Genomic DNA, 21,094 nt, shown 5'->3' on the forward strand with positions numbered 1-21,094 from the left:
ATTGTTGGGAGTATTAGAAAATGAAAATATGAGAAAATTACAGGTTATTTGCTTCGTTAAAATACAGCAAAGCTTCATGAAAACAAAAAAGAAGCAACCTTTTGTCGCTTCTTTTTCAATCAAGTCTTTTTAATTAAAGTAAAACACCTGCTAAGAATGGTACAACTGCTACGACGATAACCCCGACTAATACCACAGCTATGCTGGCCATTGAAGTTTCGGTTTCACCAAGTTCAGTTGCTGCTGATACCCCAAGTGTATGACCACTAGTTCCAAGCGCAAGTCCACGTGCAATCGGGTTGTCGATATGGAAGAATTTCAAAAGCTTGTTGCCGAGTGCGTAAATGATAACCGCATTTAAGATAACTGCTAGAGAAGTTAATTCTTTTACACCGCCAATTCCATCTGAAACAGGCAATGCGATTGCAGTTGTTGCTGCTTGAGGCAACATTGAAGCTACAATATCTCCGCCGAATTGGAAGATTTTAGCTACTGCATAAATACCGAACAATGCTACTACTGTACCGAGTGCAATTCCGCCGAAGATTTTTGCCCAGTATTTTTTCAATACATCACGTTTTTTATACAATGGAATCGCAAAACAAATTGTTGCGGGTTCTAAGAAGAAATTAATGATGTCGCCACCGATTTTATAATTTGCATAACTGATGCCAGTTGCTTTCAAGAAAACAATGCCGAAAACCATGCTGACAAATAGAGGGGCAAGTAAAAAGAAACCGTTTGTCTTTTTAAAGAAATAAGTGGCAATCAAGAATGGAATCACAGATAATAAGATACCGAAATAAGGTGTGTTGATACCTAAATGTTCAATCATACATGTTCCTCCGCAACTTTGTTGTGACCTTTAGCGATATGTTTGTGAGATTTATGTGCAAATGGCAATCCTTTAACCAACATTTGTGACACAAATCCTGTACATAATAAAAGTAAAATTGTAGAAATGATAATTAATGAAATAATCAAAATTGGACTCTTGCTCAAAATTCCAAGTGAGTTAATTACTGATACACCCGCTGGTACGAATAAGAAACCGATATTGTTTGTTAATGCACTGCCGACGCCCTCAACTTCGCCGAGCTTAATAATTCCAGTTGATAATGCAATAAACATTAGCACAAGTCCGATAACTGATGCTGGCATAGGAATCGGAATGAAACTTTCGATAATTTTAGAAATTAATAATATAACTCCGATGACTAATACTTGATGTAAGAATGAATAGGTTTTTGACGCTTTGCCCACGTTTTCTGCGTTTGATTTGACCTTTTCCATAGCATTTCTGCCTCCGTTCGTTTCTTTATCTTGATTAAAGTGTACGACTAAAATAGTGTTTTGTGTGCGTTTTCAAGGTGAAATGCGAGAATCAGGATGTGAGTTGCACCATTCACAAGATGAGTTTCAAACTATATTTGTGACAGGAATTTTTAATAGGATGAGATGCACAAAATGAAGGGTTAAACATCAAAAAAACTCCCTATACTATCTGATAGTCTGTAGGGAGTTAGTAAGTTCATATCAAACCTATTGCAGCTTTAAATGGCTTCATATATGAACGACTTACTTGCACTTTTAAATCACCAGTCAAAGTGACTTGATACGTATAATTGAACCAATGCTCAATGGTTTGAATATGTGCTTGGTTAATAATTGTAGAACGGTGAATTCGCAAAAACTGCGTATCATCTAATCGTTTAGCATAGTTATTTAATGGATCTGTAGTTTCATAGTCTCGATTCAAAGTATGCAAAGTTGTTTTGCCATTGTTAACAGACAAAGCAATAATATCTTTTTGATTTAAGACATAAATGCGTTCATCAACTTCTATTGGTAAAACTGAAGGTTGCTTGATTGAGTGCTCAGAAGTTTTGAAATGATTTTGCCTCACAAGTTCTCCGACTTTTTCTGAACTATCTTGTAATTCAGTTGTGTGTTGATTTGGTGAAGAAGAATGATTCAATTTAGATGCAACACGTGCCACTGCTTGATCAATTCGGTCTTGTTCAAAAGGTTTCAGAATATAATCGGTTGCATCAAGTTCAAAGGCTTTCACAGCAAAAGTATCGTGAGCAGTTGCAAAAATAATATACGGTGATTGTTTCATTTTTTGAATTTTTTCTGCTAAATCCAATCCGCTTTCATCCATTAAATTAATATCAAGAAAGATGACATCATAGGTTTCATATAATAGTTTTTCTAGTGTTTCACCAATTGTTTCAGCTTCATCAATTACTTCAAAGCTGCCATTTTGTGTGAGTAAGTAATTGAGTTCATTACGTGCTAAAGGCTCGTCGTCAACGATGAGTGTCTTCATATTCTTCTACCTCCTTGTTGTCTGAACGAAATGGAATACGGCAACTTACGGCAGTACCGTTTGAATTAGAATCAATATGCAACAAAGCATTTGTTCCAAACAATCCAGATAAACGTAAGTTTAAATTTTCAAGTGCACTGCCTGTCCCTCCGGTATCTGAATGTACAATCGCTTTACCGATATAAGGTAATTTGTCTTTTGGAATACCAATACCGTTATCTTTAACTTCTAAATAAAGTTGGCCGTTTTCATCGCGTACAATGACATCGATTCGATTGTCGGTTCTGCGATCTTTAAATGCATGTCGAATTGCATTTTCTACCAAAACTTGAATGATGAAAGGAGGTAAGAGTGCATTGCGACATGCTGGATCAATGTCGAAATTGACGTTGAAACGATTAGGAAAACGAGCTTGTTCTAACGATAAATAAGCTTCTACTTGTTGCAGCTCTTTATCCAAAGTGATGGTATTATTACGTGCGCCTTGCAAATTGGAACGGAAAAATTGGCTGAGCTGCAATAATAATTTACGTGCTTTCTCACTGTCAATACGGACCATAGCAGAAATAGTATTGATTGCATTGAAAAAGAAATGCGGATTCACTTGCGCCTGCAATGATTTGATTTCAGCATCTTTCAATAACTTACTTTGAGCTTCTGCTTGTCCTAATTCTAATTGGCTGGAAAAAATATTTGCTAAACCTGTTGCTAACTGCTTTTCGACAAATGTCAGGCGATGTGCGTCTGTAAAGTATAATTTAAGTGTGCCGACGACTTTGTCTTGTATATGAAGCGGAATGACAATCGCTGCTTGTAATGGGCAATTTGGATGATTACAGCCGATTTCACTTCGAGAATGTGCCTCTTTTAGTTTGCCTGTCAAAATCACTTCTTTAGATAATTCTGTAATAATTTCTTTTTGTGGTACATGATGATCGCTGCCTGCACCGACATGAGCTAAAATATCATGACGGTTTGTAATTGCTACTGCTGATACCTGCATCAAATCTTTAATAATATGTGCTGCTTTATTAGCTGAAGCTTCATTAAGACCTTCACGAAAATAAGGTAATGTTTCATTGGCAATTTGCAGGACATCATGAGTCTGTACGCCACGTGTTTGTTCTTCTTGCTTTAAAGTTGAAATAATAATAGATAAGAAAATTGCTGTCCCGATACTGTTGATTAAAATCATTGGTAATGCAATAAAACTGACAAGTGACCAAGCATGTCCACTATTTTCTGCAAAAAATAGAATACAAAGCATTTGGATAACTTCTAATGATGCACCGATCAACGCACCTAATAAAACAGGCGGATAACGACGTGCTTTTAAATAATAACGGCCGACATAACCAGATACGAGTGCAATCAATATGGAAGAAATAAAGTAAGTAAAGGCATTAGCGCCTCCGATATAGAAGCGGTATATACCAGAAATAACACCTACAATTAATGCCACAACCGGTCCGCCGACAAGTCCTGAAACGCCAATCGTCAGAACGCGCGTATTCGCTAATGATGTATCTGGAGCCAGATGTGTATAAAGCTGTCCTGATAATATGTGGGAATCACGAATAACAACGCCGGTTACGTTTGATAGTAATGCAAATATCACAAACATAACAGTCAGCTGCCATTTTGCACGCCACGTTTCACGATTCTGCATTAAATTTTTAAAATACTTGAAGTTCATCAAAATATAAGCAAGTACGATAATTAAACCGACGCGCTCTAAAAGTAAAATGAATAAATTAAGCAAGAGCATCACCTTAAATGTTAGAATTTTTAGATAAATAGCATATAAATGAAATTTGTTTATACTAAATATGTAATTTGTTACGAAATAATTGAATTGCTTTAATGTATTAATAGAAATTCGCTTGAATTTGGTGTAAGATACTTCATATATTGAAAATGATAGGTTTAGTTTATATTGCATTTTAATCATAAGCTAAATCGCTATTTTTTTCAGTTTTTTTGCAGGGGTATAGGAGGAATTAAATATGACAGCAACAAGATCTTTCAGAGGAGACAACAAATTGTTGTTAGGCATTATTCTAGGTGTCATTACATTCTGGCTATTTGCACAATCAGTTTTGAATGTAGTACCGACACTGCAGGAATCCTTTCATACAAATGCAGGAATCATTAATACCGCGGTTAGTTTGACTGCACTTTTCTCCGGTTTATTTGTTGTGGGTGCCGGAAGTATTGCAGATAAAGTAGGACGTGTGAAAATTACATATATTGGTTTAATCCTCAGTGTTGTGGGATCATTGTTGATTATTATTACCAATATACCTGCTTTTTTAATTATTGGCCGTATTATTCAAGGCTTCTCTGCAGCATGTATCATGCCTGCTACACTCGCCATTGTGAATGAATATTACATTGGCAAGGATAGACAGCGTGCATTAAGTTATTGGTCTATCGGTTCATGGGGCGGATCAGGTATCTGTTCTTATTTCGGTGGATTGATGTCTACATTTGTAGGATGGCGCTGGATATTCATCATCTCAATTATTGTCGCATTGCTTGCGATGTTCTTAATGCGACATACTCCAGAAACCAAAGCAGACTCAGATAGTGATGTACAACGCGGAAAATTAGACGTTGTCGGTTTAATTGTTTTAGCTATTATGATGTTAAGTTTAAATGTAATTATTACACAATCATCAAATTATGGTTTCTTATCGCCATTAATTTTAAGTTTAATTGTGGTGTTCATTGTTTCAATCGTCTTCTTTGCAATATATGAACAACGACTTAAGAATCCATTGATTGACTTTAATTTATTCAAACATAAAGCTTATTCTGGAGCAGTATTATCCAACTTCGCGTTAAACGCGGTAGCCGGAACATTAATTGTCGCTAATACTTATTTTCAACAAGGTTTAGGGTTTACATCCAACCAATCAGGTATGATGAGTATCACATATCTGATTACTGTACTCGTAATGATTAGAATTGGTGAAAAAGTTATGCAAAAATTAGGCGCAAAACGTCCAATGATGTTTGGTGCTTTATTAAATTCAGTTGGGATGCTGCTTATTGCACTTACTTTCTTACCGACAGGTATTTACGTAATCAGCAGTGTAATTGGATATTTATTATTCGGACTCGGTTTAGGTATGTATGCGACACCATCTACAGATACAGCTGTTTCAACTGCACCAGATAATAAGGTTGGTGCTGCATCAGGTATCTATAAGATGGCTTCATCATTAGGTAATGCTTTTGGTATCGCAATTTCTGGTACGATTTATGCTGTTGTATCACACCATGTGAACTTAGCGGCAGGTGCAATGGCAGGAATTGGATTCAATATACTTTTAGGTATCTTTGCATTCTTAGTTGTTTGGATTTTAGTTCCGAAATCTACTGGAGAAACTTGTTAATCAAAAAGACTAAAAATTGCCACCACGCATTTGTATGGTAAATATGATTCTTGAAAGACGGAATGATCATTGATGATACAGTTTATGAGGGAAATTGTATTATCGAAGATTGTTCCGTCTTTTTGTTAAAAATAAGGTTGAGTAGGGTATCTAAGAAAGAATAAGAGGTGAGGATACATGGACGCTTTGTCTTTTACATTAGCAATTGTTGTTTTAGTTGCTTTAATAATAGGTATTCGCGACATTGTTCAAAATAAGATTACTCATAAAACACATAAAACATTATATACTGCCATTATCATAATGATAATCTTAGTGTTCGTACTATTCATGGATTTATTAGACTAAGAAAAAGAGCGCGTACATGTCATCTGCAACATGTGCACGCTCTTTTTTAATGAAAAATTTTTGTAACAAGTTACTTATTGAGTCTGTGTTAATTTTGACGATTGTTTTTCCATAACAATAATAAACTTACACGTAGGATAAAGAGTAAGATTGTTATAAAAACAAGTAATATCAGTATAATTAATGGAGGAGAAAAGCCTAAAAGTGCTGACTCCCATTTGATTGAATGAATCATCCAACTTGGTGTTTTGTAGAAAACAATACCTATTAAAATGATGAAAATCAGTGTCAGCATGCTGATAATGTTGTTTATTGACTTAGATTGATAACGTTTTAAAAAATGTTGATGTTTATATTGATAAATCATATGGCTGATATTGATCGAAACTACTGCATTTATGATCATAGCTATCCAAATTAGTATTGAAATGATTAAAGCATGCTTTTGAATATTATCATTGAGGTGATGATATTGGTCAAAAAACTCAAGTTGATGGTTCAAAGTGCGTGCTAAGTCTGGTACGGCACGTGAATTAAGATTAGCAAAAATTACTACTGCATTTTTATCTTTTGTATTTAAGAGAATAAAGGATGAATAATTTGGTAGGGTGCCTGGGTGCAATACTTGATTTTCATCAGGATTTAAAAACCATCCTGTAGCATATTGTGAAGCATTCACATCATGAGGTGTATCTGCATCGCTTTGATGTGAATATTCGATAAGTGATTTGTCAGTACCTGTTGGATTTAATTGTTTTTGAACCCGTGGCACTATTTCTGCTGTACTGCTGATCATGTAAGCAGCAGGTGTGTCTCCTTTGAAATAATCAGGGTTATCAGGTTCAGCGTGCCCGTCTTTTTCAATATATCCTTGAGCAAGATGTCGTTTTTGTAGGGGCGAAGCAGCTTCAGTTTTAAAATAAGTTTGTTTCATGTGAAGCGGCATTAAAATATTTTGTCGTATATAACTTTCATAAGATTGATGTGAAACTTGTTCGATAATTAAACCTAACACATTATAATTCATATTGGCATAATTAAAGTTTTTCCCAGGTTGATCTTTTAATTCTTCATTATTAATACTTTTGACACGTGCTTTCAAATTGTCTTCATTTTTAGAAAGTTCGCCTTCCTTCTCGCTAGACATGCGGTCATCAATACCGCTGGTTTGTGCAATTACTTGTTCGATTGTTACTTTTGCCTGCTTACCATGATAATTAAAATGCAGCCAAGGCAGATAATCTGTAACAGGTGCTTTCAAATCTATTTTCTTTTTATCTGCTAATTGAAGTACTGCAAATCCAGTGAAAGCTTTTGTATTAGATGCAATTTCATATTGTGTATGTTCTGTTGCATGTTGATGTTTGGCTTGGTTTTGAAAACCGAATCCCTTATTTAATATCACATCTTGGTGTTGTATTAATAAAACACTCATGCCAGGAATATGTTGTTGTTGCATAGTTTTATGTATTTTTTGTGTTGCAAAATGATTTAATGTTTGTTGACTAGCATGCTTAGAAGATGTTTGTGTGTATTGAATCGTTAATAATAAAGATGTGATAAGAAAAATAACAATGATAATCAGAATTAAAACTTTATAATAAATGGTGTTAAATCGAAATTGTTTCATGATTTTTGCTCATTTCAATAGGATTTAAATATAAAACAGTATACCATTATTTTAGCTTAAAACTAGACTGAACACTGTTTTGAAAAATTTTTTACAACTTATTTACGCATTTGTTAATCATTTAATAAAAGTGTAAAAGTTCTATATTTTTTTAGTCTTGGGCACTATACATTTTTAAAGGATAGGCGTATATTTTTCTCATTCAATAGTACATGGTTTTTGCATATAGAATTAAAGAAATATATGTCCTAGTTTTCAAGTATAAAGAGATCTAAAAAGATATAGAGGTCATGAATTATGATATTTTATCATTTAAAACATATGTTGATTGGTAAACCCAAAAGAAACCGAGAATTGTCTCATGAAAAAATCAGCAAAGTTAAAGCACTCGCTATATTATCTTCAGACGCACTGTCGTCAGTTGCATATGGACCTGAACAAATACTCATTACTTTAACAGCTGTGAGTGCAGCAGCAACTTGGTTTACCTTACCGATTACAGCAGGTGTATTAATCTTGCTATTAGCGTTAATTTTGTCGTATCGACAAATTATATATGCTTATCCAGAAGGCGGAGGAGCCTATGTTGTTACAAAATATAACTTAGGAGAGAAAATGTCTTTACTCGCTGGTGGTTCATTACTGGTTGATTATATATTAACCGTAGCTGTAAGTATTTCATCTGGAGCCGATGCATTTATTGCGGCTTTTCCCAATTTATATCAACACAAAGTATTGATCGCATGTTTATTAGTCGTAATTATTTTAGTTTTAAATTTACGTGGATTAACTGATTCTGCAACTGTATTATCCTATCCGGTCTATCTATTTATTTTTGGAATGATCGTATTGATTTTATACGGAACATTTAAAGTTGCCACAGGACAAGCACAACCAGATATGCATGCATCAGTAGGCACAGCAGTTCCAGGTGTAACATTATTCTTATTGTTGCGGGCATTTTCTTCTGGTGCTTCATCATTAACAGGTATTGAAGCTATTTCAAATGCCGTTACTAGTTTTCATAACCCTGCACCCAAAAATGCTGTGAAAACATTGATTGCGATGGGAAGCATTTTAGCCTTTTTATTAGTTGGCATTGTAGGTTTATCATACTGGTATGGTATTGTACCGCATATGGAAACGACAGTATTATCGCAGTTAGCGACACATGTTTTTGGACAAAATGTAGCCTTTTATTTTATCCAAGCTACAACAGTATTGATTTTAGTATTGGCAGCCAATACCGGCTTTACCGCTTTTCCAATGTTAGCAGCTAATATGGCTCAAGATAAATATATGCCACACATGTTTACAGTTCGTGGAGACCGATTAGGTTATTCGAATTCTATGATTATTTTAGGAAGCGTCGCGATAGTTTTAATCATTGCTTTTAAAGGTGCTACTGAAAATTTGATTCCTTTATATGCAACGGGCGTATTTATACCCTTTACACTTGCGCAATATGGAATGGTTGTAAAATGGGTGAGAGAACGTCCTAAAGGCTGGTTGTTGAAATTATCAGCAAATGCACTTGGAGGCACTATAACATTCATTGTGTTTATGATTTTTTTGATTACTAAATTCTCACATGTATGGCCGATTTTAATTTTCTTACCATTTGTAGTGTTAGTATTATTAAAAATCCGTTCGCATTATCGAGATATTGCAGAACAGTTACGTACTGAAGCACAATTCAAAGAATTAAAAGATGTTGATAAAAACTTAGCATTAATACCAGTCAGCAGTGTATCATCGATTGTTGATAAATCTATTGAATATGCTGAGTTGACTGCTGATCGTACGATTGCAGTACATGTGTCTTTTGATGCAGCAAAAGATAAAGCTATGCAAGAAAAATGGAAAGTACATTACCCTGATATTCGCCTGGTTATTTTACATTCAGAGTATCGAAGTGTAGCAAGACCATTAGCACGTTTTATTGATAGAATAAGAAGTAAAGCAGAAAATGAACATTTTGTAATTACAGTGATTGTGCCACAATTTATTACCAATAAACCCTGGCAAAATTTACTGCATAATCAAACAGGAATTTTATTACGATGGACATTGTTCTATCAAAAAAATTGTATTTTAGCTATGATTCCAATGAAGTTGAAAAAATAAGAAGAAACGTCAGTCTCAAGGATTGACGTTTTTTTACATTTTTATTCTAAATATCAATGAAATAATATTATGCTTAAAGTATAATGATTTTAATAAGAATAATTAGAAAAACATCAATTGATTAGTTGTGAATTATTCTTAAATACATAATTGGGTGGTAACGTTATGAATAAAATTGCAAAGTATTCAGCAATCGTAGGTATTGCTAGTTCATTATTAATTTCAGGACCAGCAAATGTGCATGCTGCAGGTGGTTCCCAAGCAGCAACAACAGTGAAAGAACAACAAACAACACAACAAGAAGTTAATTTAGGCGAGCAAAATACGATGAGTGTTTCATGGTATCAAAACTCAGCAGAAGCCAAAGCATTATATTTGCAAGGTTATAATACTGCTAAAGACAATTTAGATAAGCAATTGAAGCACTATCACGGCAAAGGAAAAGGTAAGAAACAACCTGCGATTGTATTAGATATCGATGAAACAGTATTAGATAACTCTCCGTATCAAGCTTATGCTTCATTGAATAATACTACATTCCCAAAAGGTTGGCATGAATGGGTAATGGCTGCTAAAGCTAAACCTGTTTATGGTGCAAAAGAATTTTTAAATTATGCGAATAAAAAAGGAGTAGCAATTTATTACGTGTCCGACCGTGACAAAGATACTGAATTAGAAGCGACTTCTAAAAACTTAAAAGCCCAAGGTTTACCGCAAAATGATAAATCGCATATTTTGCTCAAAGGTAAAAATGATAAAAATAAAGAAAGCCGTCGTAATTATGTGAAAAAGAACCATAACTTATTGATGCTGTTCGGCGATAACTTATTGGACTTTGAGGATCCTAAAGCTAAAACAGCTCAATCACGTACTGATTTAGTGAATGAGAAAAAAGAAGAATTTGGACGCAAGTATATCATTTTCCCAAATCCAATGTACGGCAGCTGGGAGTCAACTTTATACAATAACGATTACAGTAAATCATCACAAGAAAAAGATCAATTACGCAAAGCTTCTTTAACTACTTTTGATCCTGCTACAGGAGAAGTGAAACAAGCACAACAATAATTGAAAACAAAAAAGCCAATTGCACTTTTATGTGAGTGCACTTGGCTTTCAAGCTTTTAATCAGCTTTAGGCTTATTGCCTTCTCTCATTTTTTGTACATTGGCACGGGCATTATTTTTATATTTCTGATACATAATAATCATAAAGATGAACCAAATTGGAGAAACAAATAGTGCTTTTCGTGTTTCATCTGTAAATAATAATAATACATACGCAAAGATAAAGAATGCTAATACAGCAAAAGCGGTATATGGACCACCTGGTAATTTAAAATCGTTAGCTTTATGTTCTTTTTTGTTTTTAAACGCATATACGATATATGAAATGATGATTAATGTCCAGACGAATAAGTATAATACGGTTGATAGTGTTGTAACGTAAATAAAGAGTTGAACAGCATTTGGAAATACATAGTTCAGCAATGCTGCAAATAACAATAATAATGATGAAAGCAACATAGAAATATGTGGTACACCATGATTGTTGACTTTGCCTAAAACTTTCGGACCTAAGCCTTGTTCAGCTAAGCCGAATAAGATACGGCTGTTTGAATAAATACCGCTATTTGTCGCTGATGCTGCGGCTGTAATAACAACAAAGTTAACTAAGCTTGCTGCAAATGGGATACCGATTAAACCAAATACCTTAACGAAAGGACTTGAGTTTTCACTTAATGTATTCCAAGGAACAACAGATGTAATGATAATCAATGAACCTACGTAAAAAAGCAAGATACGTACAGGAACATTATTAATAGCTTTTGGAATCGTTTTTTCGCGATCTTTCGTTTCACCAGCTGTTACACCAATCAATTCAATACCGATAAATGAATAGATTGCCATTTGGAATGCCATTAAGAAACCGAATGCGCCATGCGGGAACATCCCGCCATGCGACACTAAGTTGCTGAAACTTGCTGTTCCGTGATCAGTTTTAAATGAAAAGAAGATTAAGATTAAACCTACAACGATTAAAGCAAGAATCGTAATAATTTTAATCAAAGCGAACCAAAATTCTAACTCCCCAAAAAGTTTGGCACCTAATAAATTAAATGCAATTAATACAAGTACTACAAAAAGAACTGAAATCCAGTTTGGTACTTGCGGCAGCCAATAGGCGATATATTGACCAATCGCTGTTAAGTCGGACATGCTTGAAACAATCCAACAGAACCAGTATGTCCATCCTATAACAAATCCGCCGAATGGTCCTAAATACTCATTTGCTATATCTACAAATGAGTTGAATTTCGTGTTGCTGAGTAACAATTCACCAAGTCCGCGCATAAAGGCAAATAAAAACATACCAATGATGATATATGCGATGAAAATACTCGGACCTGTAAGTTTAATAGTTTGGCCAGAACCTAAGAAAAGCCCTGTGCCGATTGCTCCGCCAATGGCAATCAATTGAATATGCCTATTGGAAAGCTCCTTTTGCAATTTTTGTCCCAAATTATTGACACCCTTTCAGATTTATATATGACAAAGGGGTTTTAGTGTTGTCGTCAAATGTTGTTATTAATGATATAGAAAAGATTCTAATTTTGCAATTATTAATAGATAAATTATAAGTCAACTTAATCAATTGCATAAGTTATTATTATCCTATAAAGAGCACTAATAAACACAATATCATTATGTAATTTTCCACTTTTCGAAATACATATAATAAAAACCAGCTCATAGAAGCTGGCTTTTTATCAACGATTCAATTTTGGATTTTATGGTATATTGCTAACCGGCCAACCGAATCATAGCTTTCTTTCATTTTATCTTTAGGAATTTTAATGGTTTGAAACTTAGAAGGAATAATGGCAGGTAGGATTAATTTTTTTCCAAACTGAGACCACAATGGATCGATATAGTAATAATGTTCATCATCATAACCTATTAATAAAGTAATATGAATATTGGAAACCCATTCTTTGCGTCCTGAGTCTACTTTGAAAGTTCGTTTATGCGGTGTTTGACCTAATACTGTATGGTAAATCAATGCTGGCTGCCCGTTATCAATTAAAGTTTCTAACTCTTCAAGGGTTGTTCCTGTGCCATCTATAATTTTAGTGTCATAAAGCTGCAGATAGGGTGCAAATGCAGCAGGGAAAATTGTTTGATGTGCACCAGGTTTAATCATTAGAAAGTGTCCGACATATCCTTTGTTTGGATTGCTTGGATGTTTTGGCCATCGTTTCATCAATGAAAAGGGATGTACATAAATGTGGTTATAATTTAACAGCATGGAAGCGGCTGTACCTTCACAACCCATGACCATAGGAATAGGCGATAATTGACTTTTGGGTTTAACATCTAATATTTTTTTGGACATAAAATGCGCTCCATCTCGTAGCTTAATAATTTTATTATAATTCTTGAAGCGCAGAGAACATAATGATTTGTTTAAAAAAACGACAAGGAGAATCCTTGCCGTTGAAAGAAAACTATGCTTTTTTAATCAACTTGCTCAACCAAATATTTAAAATAATGACTAAGATACTTGTTATAACGATAATGATGATAAACGGACCAACATTTGTACCGCCTTTAATACCAACAAGCGGTGCGATGATACCGCCTAATATAAATTGGAATAATCCTAGTAAACTAGAAGCATTTCCACTTCCTCCAGATCTTTCTTCAATGGCTAAGGCAAATCCAACTGGGCCAATTCCTGTGACAGGACAAACCATGATAAAGAAAGAAATAACAAGTAACCAGAGTGGAAGATGGAACCAAGTTGTAATAATCACTAAGAAAACACCTGTTAATTGAATAGCAGTCAAGATATGCAATAATTTTTCACGTGAAATATATTTCACAGCGAATGCTGTAATTTGGCTCATGAGAATCAAACCTACGCCGTTCACAGCATACATCCAACCGAATGCTTGAGGTGTCATGTGATAAATTTTTTGAGTGATAAATGGTGAAGCTGCAGCGTAACTAAATAACATAACATAAGTTAAACCTTGCATTAACATCGGTACAACAAATCTTGCGTTGCTTAATAAATGACCGAAATCTTTGAGAATTTCACCAAAGTTCAATCGTGCTACAGCATCAGAACGTGTTTCTTTCATCATTATCATTGCGGCAACAAATATTACCAGGGAAATAATTGTTAAAGCAGCAAAAATCATTTTCCAAGAGGTAAATGCTAACGTATAGCCGCCTACAAGTGGGGCAATAATAGTGATAATACCATTTACAACTAATAAAGCAGCTAATGCTTGAGTCAAAGCAGTTCCATCAAATTGATCACCGACAGTTGCACGTGCAATAACAATTGCACCTCCGCCAAGTAAACCTTGAATAAAGCGTAAGCCTAAAAATACATCGATAGAACTAATAAAAACACAGCTTAATGAAACAAGTGCCATTAAAATCAATATTGTCATCACTGTGCGTTTACGCCCATAAATATCTGAAAGCGGCCCGAAGATAAATTGTCCAAGAGCCATCCCAATCATTACAAAAGATAATGTTAACTGAGATGTAGAAGTTGAAACACCAAAGTCATCTTGGACTTGCGGCAATGCAGGGTTGTACATATCTACCAACATCGGACCGAAAGCTGTCATCGCACCTAAAACGATAATCATAATTAATGGCAGCCGCGCCTGTTCGTTTTTAATCATTTTAAATTTTCTCCTCTTCAATCAATTATTATCCATTATAACGATTTCACTTGAAATTTGTAACGACCTTTCTGTATTTTATTTTTTAAAATTGAATTAAAATAAGCATTGGTTTCGAATGAATACATATTTATTTGGGCATCAATAGTAAATCACTCATTTTTCTTTTGTTTTTCAAAAGTAAAATATGTAGATGTTTTTGATATTAGAGTGATTAAGCATTGTTTGATACGTAATATGTTCGTAAAGCGCTGATTACAGTATTCGTTTGCTTGTTTCTAATGCCAATAGCTTCTTCCATAAGACCTAGAGTTTATACTTATTGGGTAGTCATTATGTTGATATTGTTTGAAAATATAAAATTTAATCAACAAATGGTCAGCAAAATGCTATTGAGTTTTGTTATAATCTTTTGTGGTGTTATGTTATTCATTCTTTCTACTGTAGTTTATACAAATGTATAACGAATTCATGATGTTAGAAAACAAATAGTACATCATCATAGAAAATTTCACTCAATAAAAGTCATACATCTTCCTTTTGAAGCTTTAATACAAAGGTCGACATCTTCTTCAAAAAATAAGAACCGTGATCTTAAAGCGTATTGGAAGAATCCACAAAACACAAAAATTGAATTTGTACCATAGGGTGCATTAAATAAAAGTAATGGAGCAGCAAAATGAAACTTACCAAAACCCATTTTGAAATCATCAAATTTATTATTGTCGGCGGGATTAATACATTAGACTACTATCTTGTGTATTTAATTCTTTTAAAAGGTATTGGAATTAATTATATGATAAGCCATATTACAGGGTTTATTGTCAGTTTTATAATTTCATACTATTTAAATTGTTACTTTGTTTATAAAGTTAAACCAACCTGGAGAAAATTTATTCAATTTCCATTAACACAAGTTGTAAATATGGGAATGCAGACATTATTGTTATATATTTTCGTACAATGGTTGCATATTTCTTCTGTGATTGCACCATTTGCGGGATTGATTTTAACGATTCCTGTAACCTTTATTATGTCCAAATATATATTACGTGATCGTTGATTAGGTTGAAAATTTACCGCTCAGACTTAAATGGTTTTAGCGGTAAATTTTTAGGTGAGACTAATTTAAAAATTAGCATAAGAAATTAAAAAATAATTAAAAATAAAAAAATTGAATCTATCTAAAATATGACGCATAATTAAATATAAGAAAGAAGAAGGTGGGAAGCAGGATGTCAGCGAGTGACAATTTACAAAAAGCGCAAAGAGGTGCTTATTTAAGTTTAATTGTTTACATCATCCTTTCAGCAGCTAAGTTTATTGTGGGTTATTCCTATCATTCAGCAGCTGTACGTGCGGATGCTTTAAATAATATGACAGATATTTTAGTTTCAATTGCAGTCATTGTAGGATTAAAAATTTCAATCAAACCTGCAGACAAAAATCATCCATACGGACATTTGAAATCTGAAAATATCGCTACATTACTTGTGTCTTTTATTATAATGTTTGTAGGGGTTCAAGTCGTCATGCAAAATTTCCCGAGAATTTTCAGCAATGATTATCACACCCCTAATCCAGTGACGATTGTAATCAGCTTTATCAGTGGCATCATCATGCTTGCTGTTTTTTATTACAATTTCAGATTAGCAAAGCGTACAAATAGCCGTTCATTACATTCTTCCTCATTAGATAATTTATCTGATAGTATTGTCAGTTTAGGAACAGGGGTCGGCCTGATATTTACTCAATTCGGCTTTCCAATCGTTGATATCATTTTAGCCACGATTTTAGGTTTGCTTATTGTATATACAGGTTTTTCAATTTTTAGAGAATCTATTTTTACATTAAGCGATGGTTTTAATGAGCGAGACTTAGAATTATATCGTCAAGAAGTATTAGAAGTACCTGATGTGATAGATGTAAAGACAATCAAAGGACGCTATCACGGCAGTAGTGTTTTCGTAGATGTAACAATTGTAGTGAAACCCGATATTACACTAGACGAAGCACATGAAATTTGCGATAGAGTCGAAACATATATGCATGAAAAAGGTGTTTCATCAGTTTATGTGCATCCTGAACCGTATCATCCAGAAAGAGCTGAAAAAGATTTACCGTAGCAATGTCAACGTTATAATAAAATATTGATTTTAAAAGGTATCGGAGCATAAATTGTTTTGATATCTTTTTTGCATAAAAAAATACTTGAGACTTATGCCTCAAGTATTTTAACGTCGTTAAGAGATTATATTTAAAATGGTTTTACCACCAGCCGTTTGCTTCACGGAATTGAATAGCTTGATCGATTGAACCGTAACGATCTTCAGCATATTGAATCATGCCTTTAGTTTGTTCTTCAACAGAACCAGTTCCCCAAGCTTCTTTCGTTTGTCCTAGTCCTCGATATCCTAATTCATTTACAGCATCAGGGTTGCCGCCTGATTCAGGCATTACAATGTTTTCCCACATTTCTTCAGTACCTCCTGCAGCGATAAAACGGTCATGTACTGATTGTGTACTTGATTGTTCAGCTGCATGTGCTGTGTTAGTGTTCGTATCTGCTTGAATTCCTGCACTTGCTGCTGTAGCGATTGAAAAAGCAGCAAATGATGACAACAATAATTTTTTCATAATAAAAAATATCCTCCTGAATTGAATTTATATCATTCGTTCGTAATTCACAAAAACTACTTTAACATTTTAAATAATTGCATTGGTTACACGTTTTTCACAAAATACTTACGAAAAATTTAAAATGTAACATGAATATGACAAACCATTTCAAAACGAAAATTTTTTGTCTTTTTTTAATATGATTGAAAAATCTCAGGATAAATGTTCGGAATAATTATACTATTATAAACGAAAGTGATATATTTCATATGAGAGATTACAAAGAAAGGAATGTTAATTATGCCAACATTAATATTATGCCGACACGGACAAAGTGTTTGGAATGCTGAAAATTTATTTACAGGCTGGACTGATGTTGATTTATCAGACCAAGGTGTAGAAGAAGCAACAACTTCAGGTGATCGTTTAAAACAAGAAGGAATTGAAATTGATATTGCATTTACATCTGTTTTACAACGTGCAATTAAAACCACTTATCATTTGCTTGACCGTTCAAACCAATTATTTGTACCTCTATATAAAAACTGGCGCTTAAACGAACGCCACTATGGCGGCTTGCAAGGGTTAAATAAAGATGCTGCACGTGAAGAGTTCGGCGAAGAACAAGTGCATATTTGGCGTCGATCTTATGATATTGCTCCTCCTGATGCCACAGCTGAACAACGAGAGGCTGATTTAGCTGATCGTAAATATCAAGGGTTGGATGAACGTGTTATTCCAACATCGGAAAGTTTAAAAGATACTTTAGAAAGAGTTATTCCATATTGGAATGATGCTATTGCTCCTGAATTACTAACAGGTAAAACAGTATTGGTTTCTGCACATGGCAACTCTCTGCGTGCATTAATCAAACATATTGAAGGTGTATCAGATGAAGATATCGTAGGTTATGAAATCAAAACAGGTGCTCCGCTTATTTACGAATTAGATGAAAATTTAGGATTTGTATCTAAACATTATTTATAACGAAAAAAATAAAGGATTCCAAACCACAAGATGGTTCGGAATCCTTTTTCTTTGCAAATGACCAGGATAGAGTTTTCTAAAAGAAAAGACTTAGTAACGTCTTAAATAATAAATTAGGGAATATTTTATAAATATGAAATACTGTTTAACCCGCATGCAGAGAGACACACAACTAGGGAACAACCTGGGAAAGTTGTTTTCAGTTTGTGAAACGGATTGGAATTATTAGTGTTTAAAGGATCATTTGCAAAGTCATTTATCTATTTATTAATTATTCTTATTGCGTTTGTGACTTTTAATAACTTTTAAAGCACGTTTACGTGTTTTGATATTAGGACTATTCAAATTACGACGTGCAGTTGATAAATCTAATTTCATAATTTTCGCCTCCTAAATGGACTTTCTCTATTATGCAATATTTTCAGCAGAATGTAAATAGTAATGATTACGATTTAATAAACAGTTAATATTTTATATCGTGTAATTGAGCAAATTATGGGAATACATATTATAAGGAAATTTCAGGAATACAGTTATTGATTTAAATATTGACGGGAACGGGCGCAAGGCTTAAAATTAATGTTATTCCGATTAGAATGATAAGGATAAAGGAGAAAATTTATGAAGAGAATATTATTAACTGTTTTAACAATCGTATTAACAGTGGCTTTGGCTGCATGTGGCAACGGTTCAAGTGATAACAAATCATCAAAGTCTAAAGATGATAATAAAACACTCGTGGTAGGTACAGAGGGAACTTATGCACCGTTTACATACCATGATAAAAAAGGGAATTTAACAGGCTACGATATTGATGTAACAAAAGCAGTAGCAAAAGAAATGGGATACAAAGTTAAGTTTAAAGAAACACAATGGGACTCAATGTTTGCAGGTCTTGATTCAGGTCGTTTCGATATGATTGCCAACCAAGTTGGTATTAATAAGGATAGAGAAGCAAAATATAAATTCTCTAAACCATACACTTATTCATCTGGTGTATTAGTAGTTAATAAAGATAATAAAAACATTAAATCTTTTGACGATGTTAAAGGTAAAAAAATGGCGCAAACATTCACATCTAATTACGGTGAACTTGCAAAATCTAAAGGCGCTGAACTTGTTAAAGTAGATGGTTTTAACCAAGCAATGGATTTATTACAATCACACCGTGTTGAAGGTACTTTCAATGACAGCTTATCTTACTTAGATTATAAAAAACAAAAACCTAATGCAAAAATCAAAGAAATCAAAGGTAATGCAGAAAAAAGTAAAACTGCTTTCACTTTCACTAAAAAAGAAGACGATGCAACAATTAAAAAAGTAAACAAAGCATTAGATAAATTAGAAAAAAATGGCGAACTAGCTAAAATCGATAAGAAATGGTTTGGTCAAGATGTTTCTAAACCTTAATGCAATCGTTTTGAATGAACAGCAGTTACATGCATTAGATGCAGCACGACAAGCTTTCCTTCCTATGTTAGGCGGATTGATCAAGTATTCAATACCTATTACCTTAATTACATTTATTTTAGGATTGATTATTGCATTATTTACAGCATTAATGCGAATCAGCACAAGTAAGGTTTTACGCGGCATTGCGAGAGTTTACGTGTCTATTATTCGTGGAACGCCAATGATTGTTCAATTATTCATCATATTCTATGGATTACCAGAACTCGGCAGATTGGTTACGAATAATCCTGATACACAGTGGACATTGCCTTCTGTAGTAGCGGCAATTATAGGTTTATCTTTAAATGTCGGTGCTTATGCTTCAGAGATTATCCGTGGTGGAATACTGTCAATACCTAAAGGACAGACTGAAGCGGCGTATTCAATCGGGATGAATTATCGTCAAACAATCCAACGTATTATCTTACCGCAAGCTATCCGAGTATCAGTACCAGCACTTGGTAATACGTTCCTCAGCTTATTGAAAGATACATCTTTATTAGGATTTATTCTAGTAGCAGAGATGTTCAGAAAAGCACAGGAAGTGGCTTCGACAACATATGAATATTTAACAATTTATATTCTTGTTGCGATATTATACTGGGTTGTTTGCTTTATCATTTCAGTGATTCAATCCTTCTATGAATCTTACTTAGAAAGAGGTTATCGTTCATGATTGAATTGAAGAATATTAAAAAATCTTTCGGTGATAAGGAAGTTATTAAGGGCGTTAATCTTAATGTAAATGAAGGTGAAGTTGTAACGTTGATTGGACGCTCTGGTTCTGGCAAAACAACTTTACTACGTATGATGAACGCATTGGAATTACCGACTGAAGGACAAGTTTGGGTGAATGGTGAAACTTATACGAACAATGATAAGAAATCACAAATCCGTGTTCGAAAACAATCAGGGATGGTATTCCAAAACTATAATCTTTTCCCACACAAGACAGCTATTGAAAATGTAATGGAAGGTCTTATCGTTGTGAAAAAGATGAATAAACAAGAAGCAAGAAAACGTGCTGAATCATTACTTGAAAAAGTAGGATTAACAAATGTTAAAGATCAGCATCCAAGTGCTTTATCTGGTGGTCAACAACAACGTGTTGCAATTGCAAGAGCATTAGCAATGAATCCTAAAGTGATGTTGTTTGATGAACCAACCTCTGCGCTTGATCCGGAACTTGTAAATGAAGTATTGCGAGTTATTAAAGAGCTTGCACGCGAAGGTATGACAATGGTCATTGTTACCCATGAAATGCGCTTTGCGAAAGAAGTTTCAGATAAAACGGTATTTATTCATGAGGGTGTAATTGGAGAAGAAGGGAAGCCTTCTGAAGTTTTTGAACATCCGAAATCTAAGGATTTGCAACGCTTCTTAAATGTGATTCAAGAACAAGAAATTTAAATTCATTTCTCTCGATTTATTACTTATAAATCGAGAGTTTTTATTTTGTCATAATTACGTATAGCACTTTATCTAGATACAGT

General features: G+C 34.0%; 20 protein-coding genes. 10 read left to right on the top strand and 10 right to left on the bottom strand.

The window, feature by feature from the left end:
* Nucleotides 1–133: 133 nt before the first annotated feature.
* The 4 genes from lrgB to A4G25_RS10530 all read right to left on the bottom strand — a co-directional run bounded on the left by lrgB (nt 134) and on the right by A4G25_RS10530 (nt 4,094).
* Complete coding sequence (gene lrgB, locus A4G25_RS10515) at nt 134–835, bottom strand: antiholin-like protein LrgB (RefSeq protein ID WP_047131561.1); 702 nt, start codon at nt 833–835, stop codon at nt 134–136.
* A complete protein-coding gene (gene lrgA, locus A4G25_RS10520) occupies nt 832–1,293 on the bottom strand; it encodes an antiholin-like murein hydrolase modulator LrgA (protein ID WP_047131560.1) in 462 nt (153 codons plus the stop codon). Before lrgA ends, lrgB begins: the two co-directional genes overlap by 4 nt.
* Nucleotides 1,294–1,531: 238 nt before the next feature.
* Nucleotides 1,532–2,332, bottom strand: a complete 801-nt coding sequence (locus tag A4G25_RS10525; protein WP_047131559.1) for a response regulator transcription factor LytR — start codon at nt 2,330–2,332, stop codon at nt 1,532–1,534.
* Nucleotides 2,313–4,094: a sensor histidine kinase gene (locus tag A4G25_RS10530; RefSeq protein WP_047131558.1), complete on the bottom strand. Its 1,782-nt coding sequence runs from the start codon at nt 4,092–4,094 to the stop codon at nt 2,313–2,315. Before A4G25_RS10530 ends, A4G25_RS10525 begins: the two co-directional genes overlap by 20 nt.
* 244 nt (nt 4,095–4,338) lie before the next feature.
* Here A4G25_RS10530 and A4G25_RS10535 point away from each other — a divergent pair, with 244 nt between their 5' ends.
* Both A4G25_RS10535 and A4G25_RS13015 read left to right on the top strand, forming a co-directional pair.
* The gene (locus A4G25_RS10535; protein ID WP_047131557.1) at nt 4,339–5,733 is read left to right on the top strand and encodes an MFS transporter; all 1,395 of its coding nucleotides are present in this window, start codon (nt 4,339–4,341) and stop codon (nt 5,731–5,733) included.
* Between the two features lie 177 nt (nt 5,734–5,910).
* Nucleotides 5,911–6,081, top strand: coding sequence for a hypothetical protein (locus tag A4G25_RS13015; protein WP_156483165.1), 171 nt, complete (start codon nt 5,911–5,913; stop codon nt 6,079–6,081).
* Between the two features lie 88 nt (nt 6,082–6,169).
* Here the strand turns inward: A4G25_RS13015 and A4G25_RS10540 are convergent, their stop codons facing one another.
* Nucleotides 6,170–7,711, bottom strand: coding sequence for a serine hydrolase domain-containing protein (locus A4G25_RS10540; protein WP_047131556.1), 1,542 nt, complete (start codon nt 7,709–7,711; stop codon nt 6,170–6,172).
* A gap of 297 nt (nt 7,712–8,008) precedes the next feature.
* On the opposite strand from A4G25_RS10540, the gene A4G25_RS10545 reads away from it, so the two are divergent.
* Nucleotides 8,009–9,838, top strand: a complete 1,830-nt coding sequence (locus tag A4G25_RS10545) for an APC family permease (protein ID WP_103163148.1) — start codon at nt 8,009–8,011, stop codon at nt 9,836–9,838.
* 165 nt (nt 9,839–10,003) lie between these two features.
* Complete coding sequence (locus A4G25_RS10550) at nt 10,004–10,906, top strand: 5'-nucleotidase, lipoprotein e(P4) family (protein ID WP_047131555.1); 903 nt, start codon at nt 10,004–10,006, stop codon at nt 10,904–10,906.
* Between the two features lie 56 nt (nt 10,907–10,962).
* On the opposite strand, the gene A4G25_RS10555 is transcribed toward A4G25_RS10550, so the two are convergent.
* The 3 genes from A4G25_RS10555 to A4G25_RS10565 form a co-directional block, all read right to left on the bottom strand.
* A complete protein-coding gene (locus A4G25_RS10555) occupies nt 10,963–12,360 on the bottom strand; it encodes an amino acid permease (protein WP_047131554.1) in 1,398 nt (465 codons plus the stop codon).
* Nucleotides 12,361–12,616: 256 nt separating this feature from the next.
* Nucleotides 12,617–13,234 (bottom strand): C39 family peptidase, encoded by a 618-nt coding sequence (locus A4G25_RS10560; RefSeq protein WP_047131553.1) that lies wholly within the window; start codon nt 13,232–13,234, stop codon nt 12,617–12,619.
* Nucleotides 13,235–13,346: 112 nt separating this feature from the next.
* Nucleotides 13,347–14,543 (bottom strand): putative multidrug effflux MFS transporter TcaB, encoded by a 1,197-nt coding sequence (locus A4G25_RS10565; protein ID WP_047131552.1) that lies wholly within the window; start codon nt 14,541–14,543, stop codon nt 13,347–13,349.
* 679 nt (nt 14,544–15,222) lie between these two features.
* Between A4G25_RS10565 and A4G25_RS10570 the strand changes: the two genes are divergently transcribed.
* The gene (locus A4G25_RS10570) at nt 15,223–15,606 is read left to right on the top strand and encodes a GtrA family protein (protein WP_047131551.1); all 384 of its coding nucleotides are present in this window, start codon (nt 15,223–15,225) and stop codon (nt 15,604–15,606) included.
* Nucleotides 15,607–15,778: 172 nt separating this feature from the next.
* Nucleotides 15,779–16,669 (top strand): cation diffusion facilitator family transporter, encoded by an 891-nt coding sequence (locus A4G25_RS10575; protein WP_047131550.1) that lies wholly within the window; start codon nt 15,779–15,781, stop codon nt 16,667–16,669.
* Nucleotides 16,670–16,811: 142 nt separating this feature from the next.
* On the opposite strand, the gene A4G25_RS10580 is transcribed toward A4G25_RS10575, so the two are convergent.
* On the bottom strand, nt 16,812–17,180 hold the full coding sequence (locus tag A4G25_RS10580; RefSeq protein ID WP_015901155.1) for an aggregation-promoting factor C-terminal-like domain-containing protein: 369 nt from the start codon (nt 17,178–17,180) through the stop codon (nt 16,812–16,814).
* Between the two features lie 282 nt (nt 17,181–17,462).
* Between A4G25_RS10580 and A4G25_RS10585 the strand changes: the two genes are divergently transcribed.
* Entirely contained in the window at nt 17,463–18,149 is a 687-nt protein-coding gene (locus tag A4G25_RS10585) for a 2,3-diphosphoglycerate-dependent phosphoglycerate mutase (protein ID WP_047131549.1), read from the top strand.
* Nucleotides 18,150–18,416: 267 nt separating this feature from the next.
* On the opposite strand, the gene A4G25_RS13020 is transcribed toward A4G25_RS10585, so the two are convergent.
* The gene (locus A4G25_RS13020) at nt 18,417–18,527 is read right to left on the bottom strand and encodes a putative metal homeostasis protein (RefSeq protein WP_103163156.1); all 111 of its coding nucleotides are present in this window, start codon (nt 18,525–18,527) and stop codon (nt 18,417–18,419) included.
* A 243-nt stretch (nt 18,528–18,770) separates the two neighbouring features.
* Here A4G25_RS13020 and A4G25_RS10590 point away from each other — a divergent pair, with 243 nt between their 5' ends.
* Genes A4G25_RS10590 through A4G25_RS10600 form a run of 3 tightly spaced genes read left to right on the top strand, consistent with a single transcriptional unit; the run spans nt 18,771 to nt 21,011 of the window.
* Entirely contained in the window at nt 18,771–19,559 is a 789-nt protein-coding gene (locus A4G25_RS10590; RefSeq protein ID WP_047131548.1) for an amino acid ABC transporter substrate-binding protein, read from the top strand.
* Entirely contained in the window at nt 19,543–20,277 is a 735-nt protein-coding gene (locus tag A4G25_RS10595) for an amino acid ABC transporter permease (protein ID WP_047131547.1), read from the top strand. Before A4G25_RS10590 ends, A4G25_RS10595 begins: the two co-directional genes overlap by 17 nt.
* Nucleotides 20,274–21,011 (top strand): amino acid ABC transporter ATP-binding protein, encoded by a 738-nt coding sequence (locus tag A4G25_RS10600; RefSeq protein WP_047131546.1) that lies wholly within the window; start codon nt 20,274–20,276, stop codon nt 21,009–21,011. Before A4G25_RS10595 ends, A4G25_RS10600 begins: the two co-directional genes overlap by 4 nt.
* Nucleotides 21,012–21,094: the final 83 nt, after the last annotated feature.

The sequence above is a fragment of the Staphylococcus condimenti genome, assembly GCF_001618885.1.
GTDB lineage: Bacteria > Bacillota > Bacilli > Staphylococcales > Staphylococcaceae > Staphylococcus > Staphylococcus condimenti.

Excerpts from the sequence above, each read along its gene's own strand:
- lrgB (WP_047131561.1), bottom strand. The coding sequence starts at position 835 with ATGATTGAACATTTAGGTATCAACACACCTTATTTCGGTATCTTATTA.
- lrgA (WP_047131560.1), bottom strand. The coding sequence starts at position 1,293 with ATGGAAAAGGTCAAATCAAACGCAGAAAACGTGGGCAAAGCGTCAAAA.
- A4G25_RS10525 (WP_047131559.1), bottom strand. The coding sequence starts at position 2,332 with ATGAAGACACTCATCGTTGACGACGAGCCTTTAGCACGTAATGAACTC.
- A4G25_RS10535 (WP_047131557.1), top strand. The coding sequence starts at position 4,339 with ATGACAGCAACAAGATCTTTCAGAGGAGACAACAAATTGTTGTTAGGC.
- A4G25_RS13015 (WP_156483165.1), top strand. The coding sequence starts at position 5,911 with ATGGACGCTTTGTCTTTTACATTAGCAATTGTTGTTTTAGTTGCTTTA.
- A4G25_RS10540 (WP_047131556.1), bottom strand. The coding sequence starts at position 7,711 with ATGAAACAATTTCGATTTAACACCATTTATTATAAAGTTTTAATTCTG.
- A4G25_RS10545 (WP_103163148.1), top strand. The coding sequence starts at position 8,009 with ATGATATTTTATCATTTAAAACATATGTTGATTGGTAAACCCAAAAGA.
- A4G25_RS10550 (WP_047131555.1), top strand. The coding sequence starts at position 10,004 with ATGAATAAAATTGCAAAGTATTCAGCAATCGTAGGTATTGCTAGTTCA.
- A4G25_RS10560 (WP_047131553.1), bottom strand. The coding sequence starts at position 13,234 with ATGTCCAAAAAAATATTAGATGTTAAACCCAAAAGTCAATTATCGCCT.
- A4G25_RS10565 (WP_047131552.1), bottom strand. The coding sequence starts at position 14,543 with ATGATTAAAAACGAACAGGCGCGGCTGCCATTAATTATGATTATCGTT.
- A4G25_RS10570 (WP_047131551.1), top strand. The coding sequence starts at position 15,223 with ATGAAACTTACCAAAACCCATTTTGAAATCATCAAATTTATTATTGTC.
- A4G25_RS10575 (WP_047131550.1), top strand. The coding sequence starts at position 15,779 with ATGTCAGCGAGTGACAATTTACAAAAAGCGCAAAGAGGTGCTTATTTA.
- A4G25_RS10580 (WP_015901155.1), bottom strand. The coding sequence starts at position 17,180 with ATGAAAAAATTATTGTTGTCATCATTTGCTGCTTTTTCAATCGCTACA.
- A4G25_RS10585 (WP_047131549.1), top strand. The coding sequence starts at position 17,463 with ATGCCAACATTAATATTATGCCGACACGGACAAAGTGTTTGGAATGCT.
- A4G25_RS13020 (WP_103163156.1), bottom strand. The coding sequence starts at position 18,527 with ATGAAATTAGATTTATCAACTGCACGTCGTAATTTGAATAGTCCTAAT.
- A4G25_RS10590 (WP_047131548.1), top strand. The coding sequence starts at position 18,771 with ATGAAGAGAATATTATTAACTGTTTTAACAATCGTATTAACAGTGGCT.
- A4G25_RS10595 (WP_047131547.1), top strand. The coding sequence starts at position 19,543 with ATGTTTCTAAACCTTAATGCAATCGTTTTGAATGAACAGCAGTTACAT.
- A4G25_RS10600 (WP_047131546.1), top strand. The coding sequence starts at position 20,274 with ATGATTGAATTGAAGAATATTAAAAAATCTTTCGGTGATAAGGAAGTT.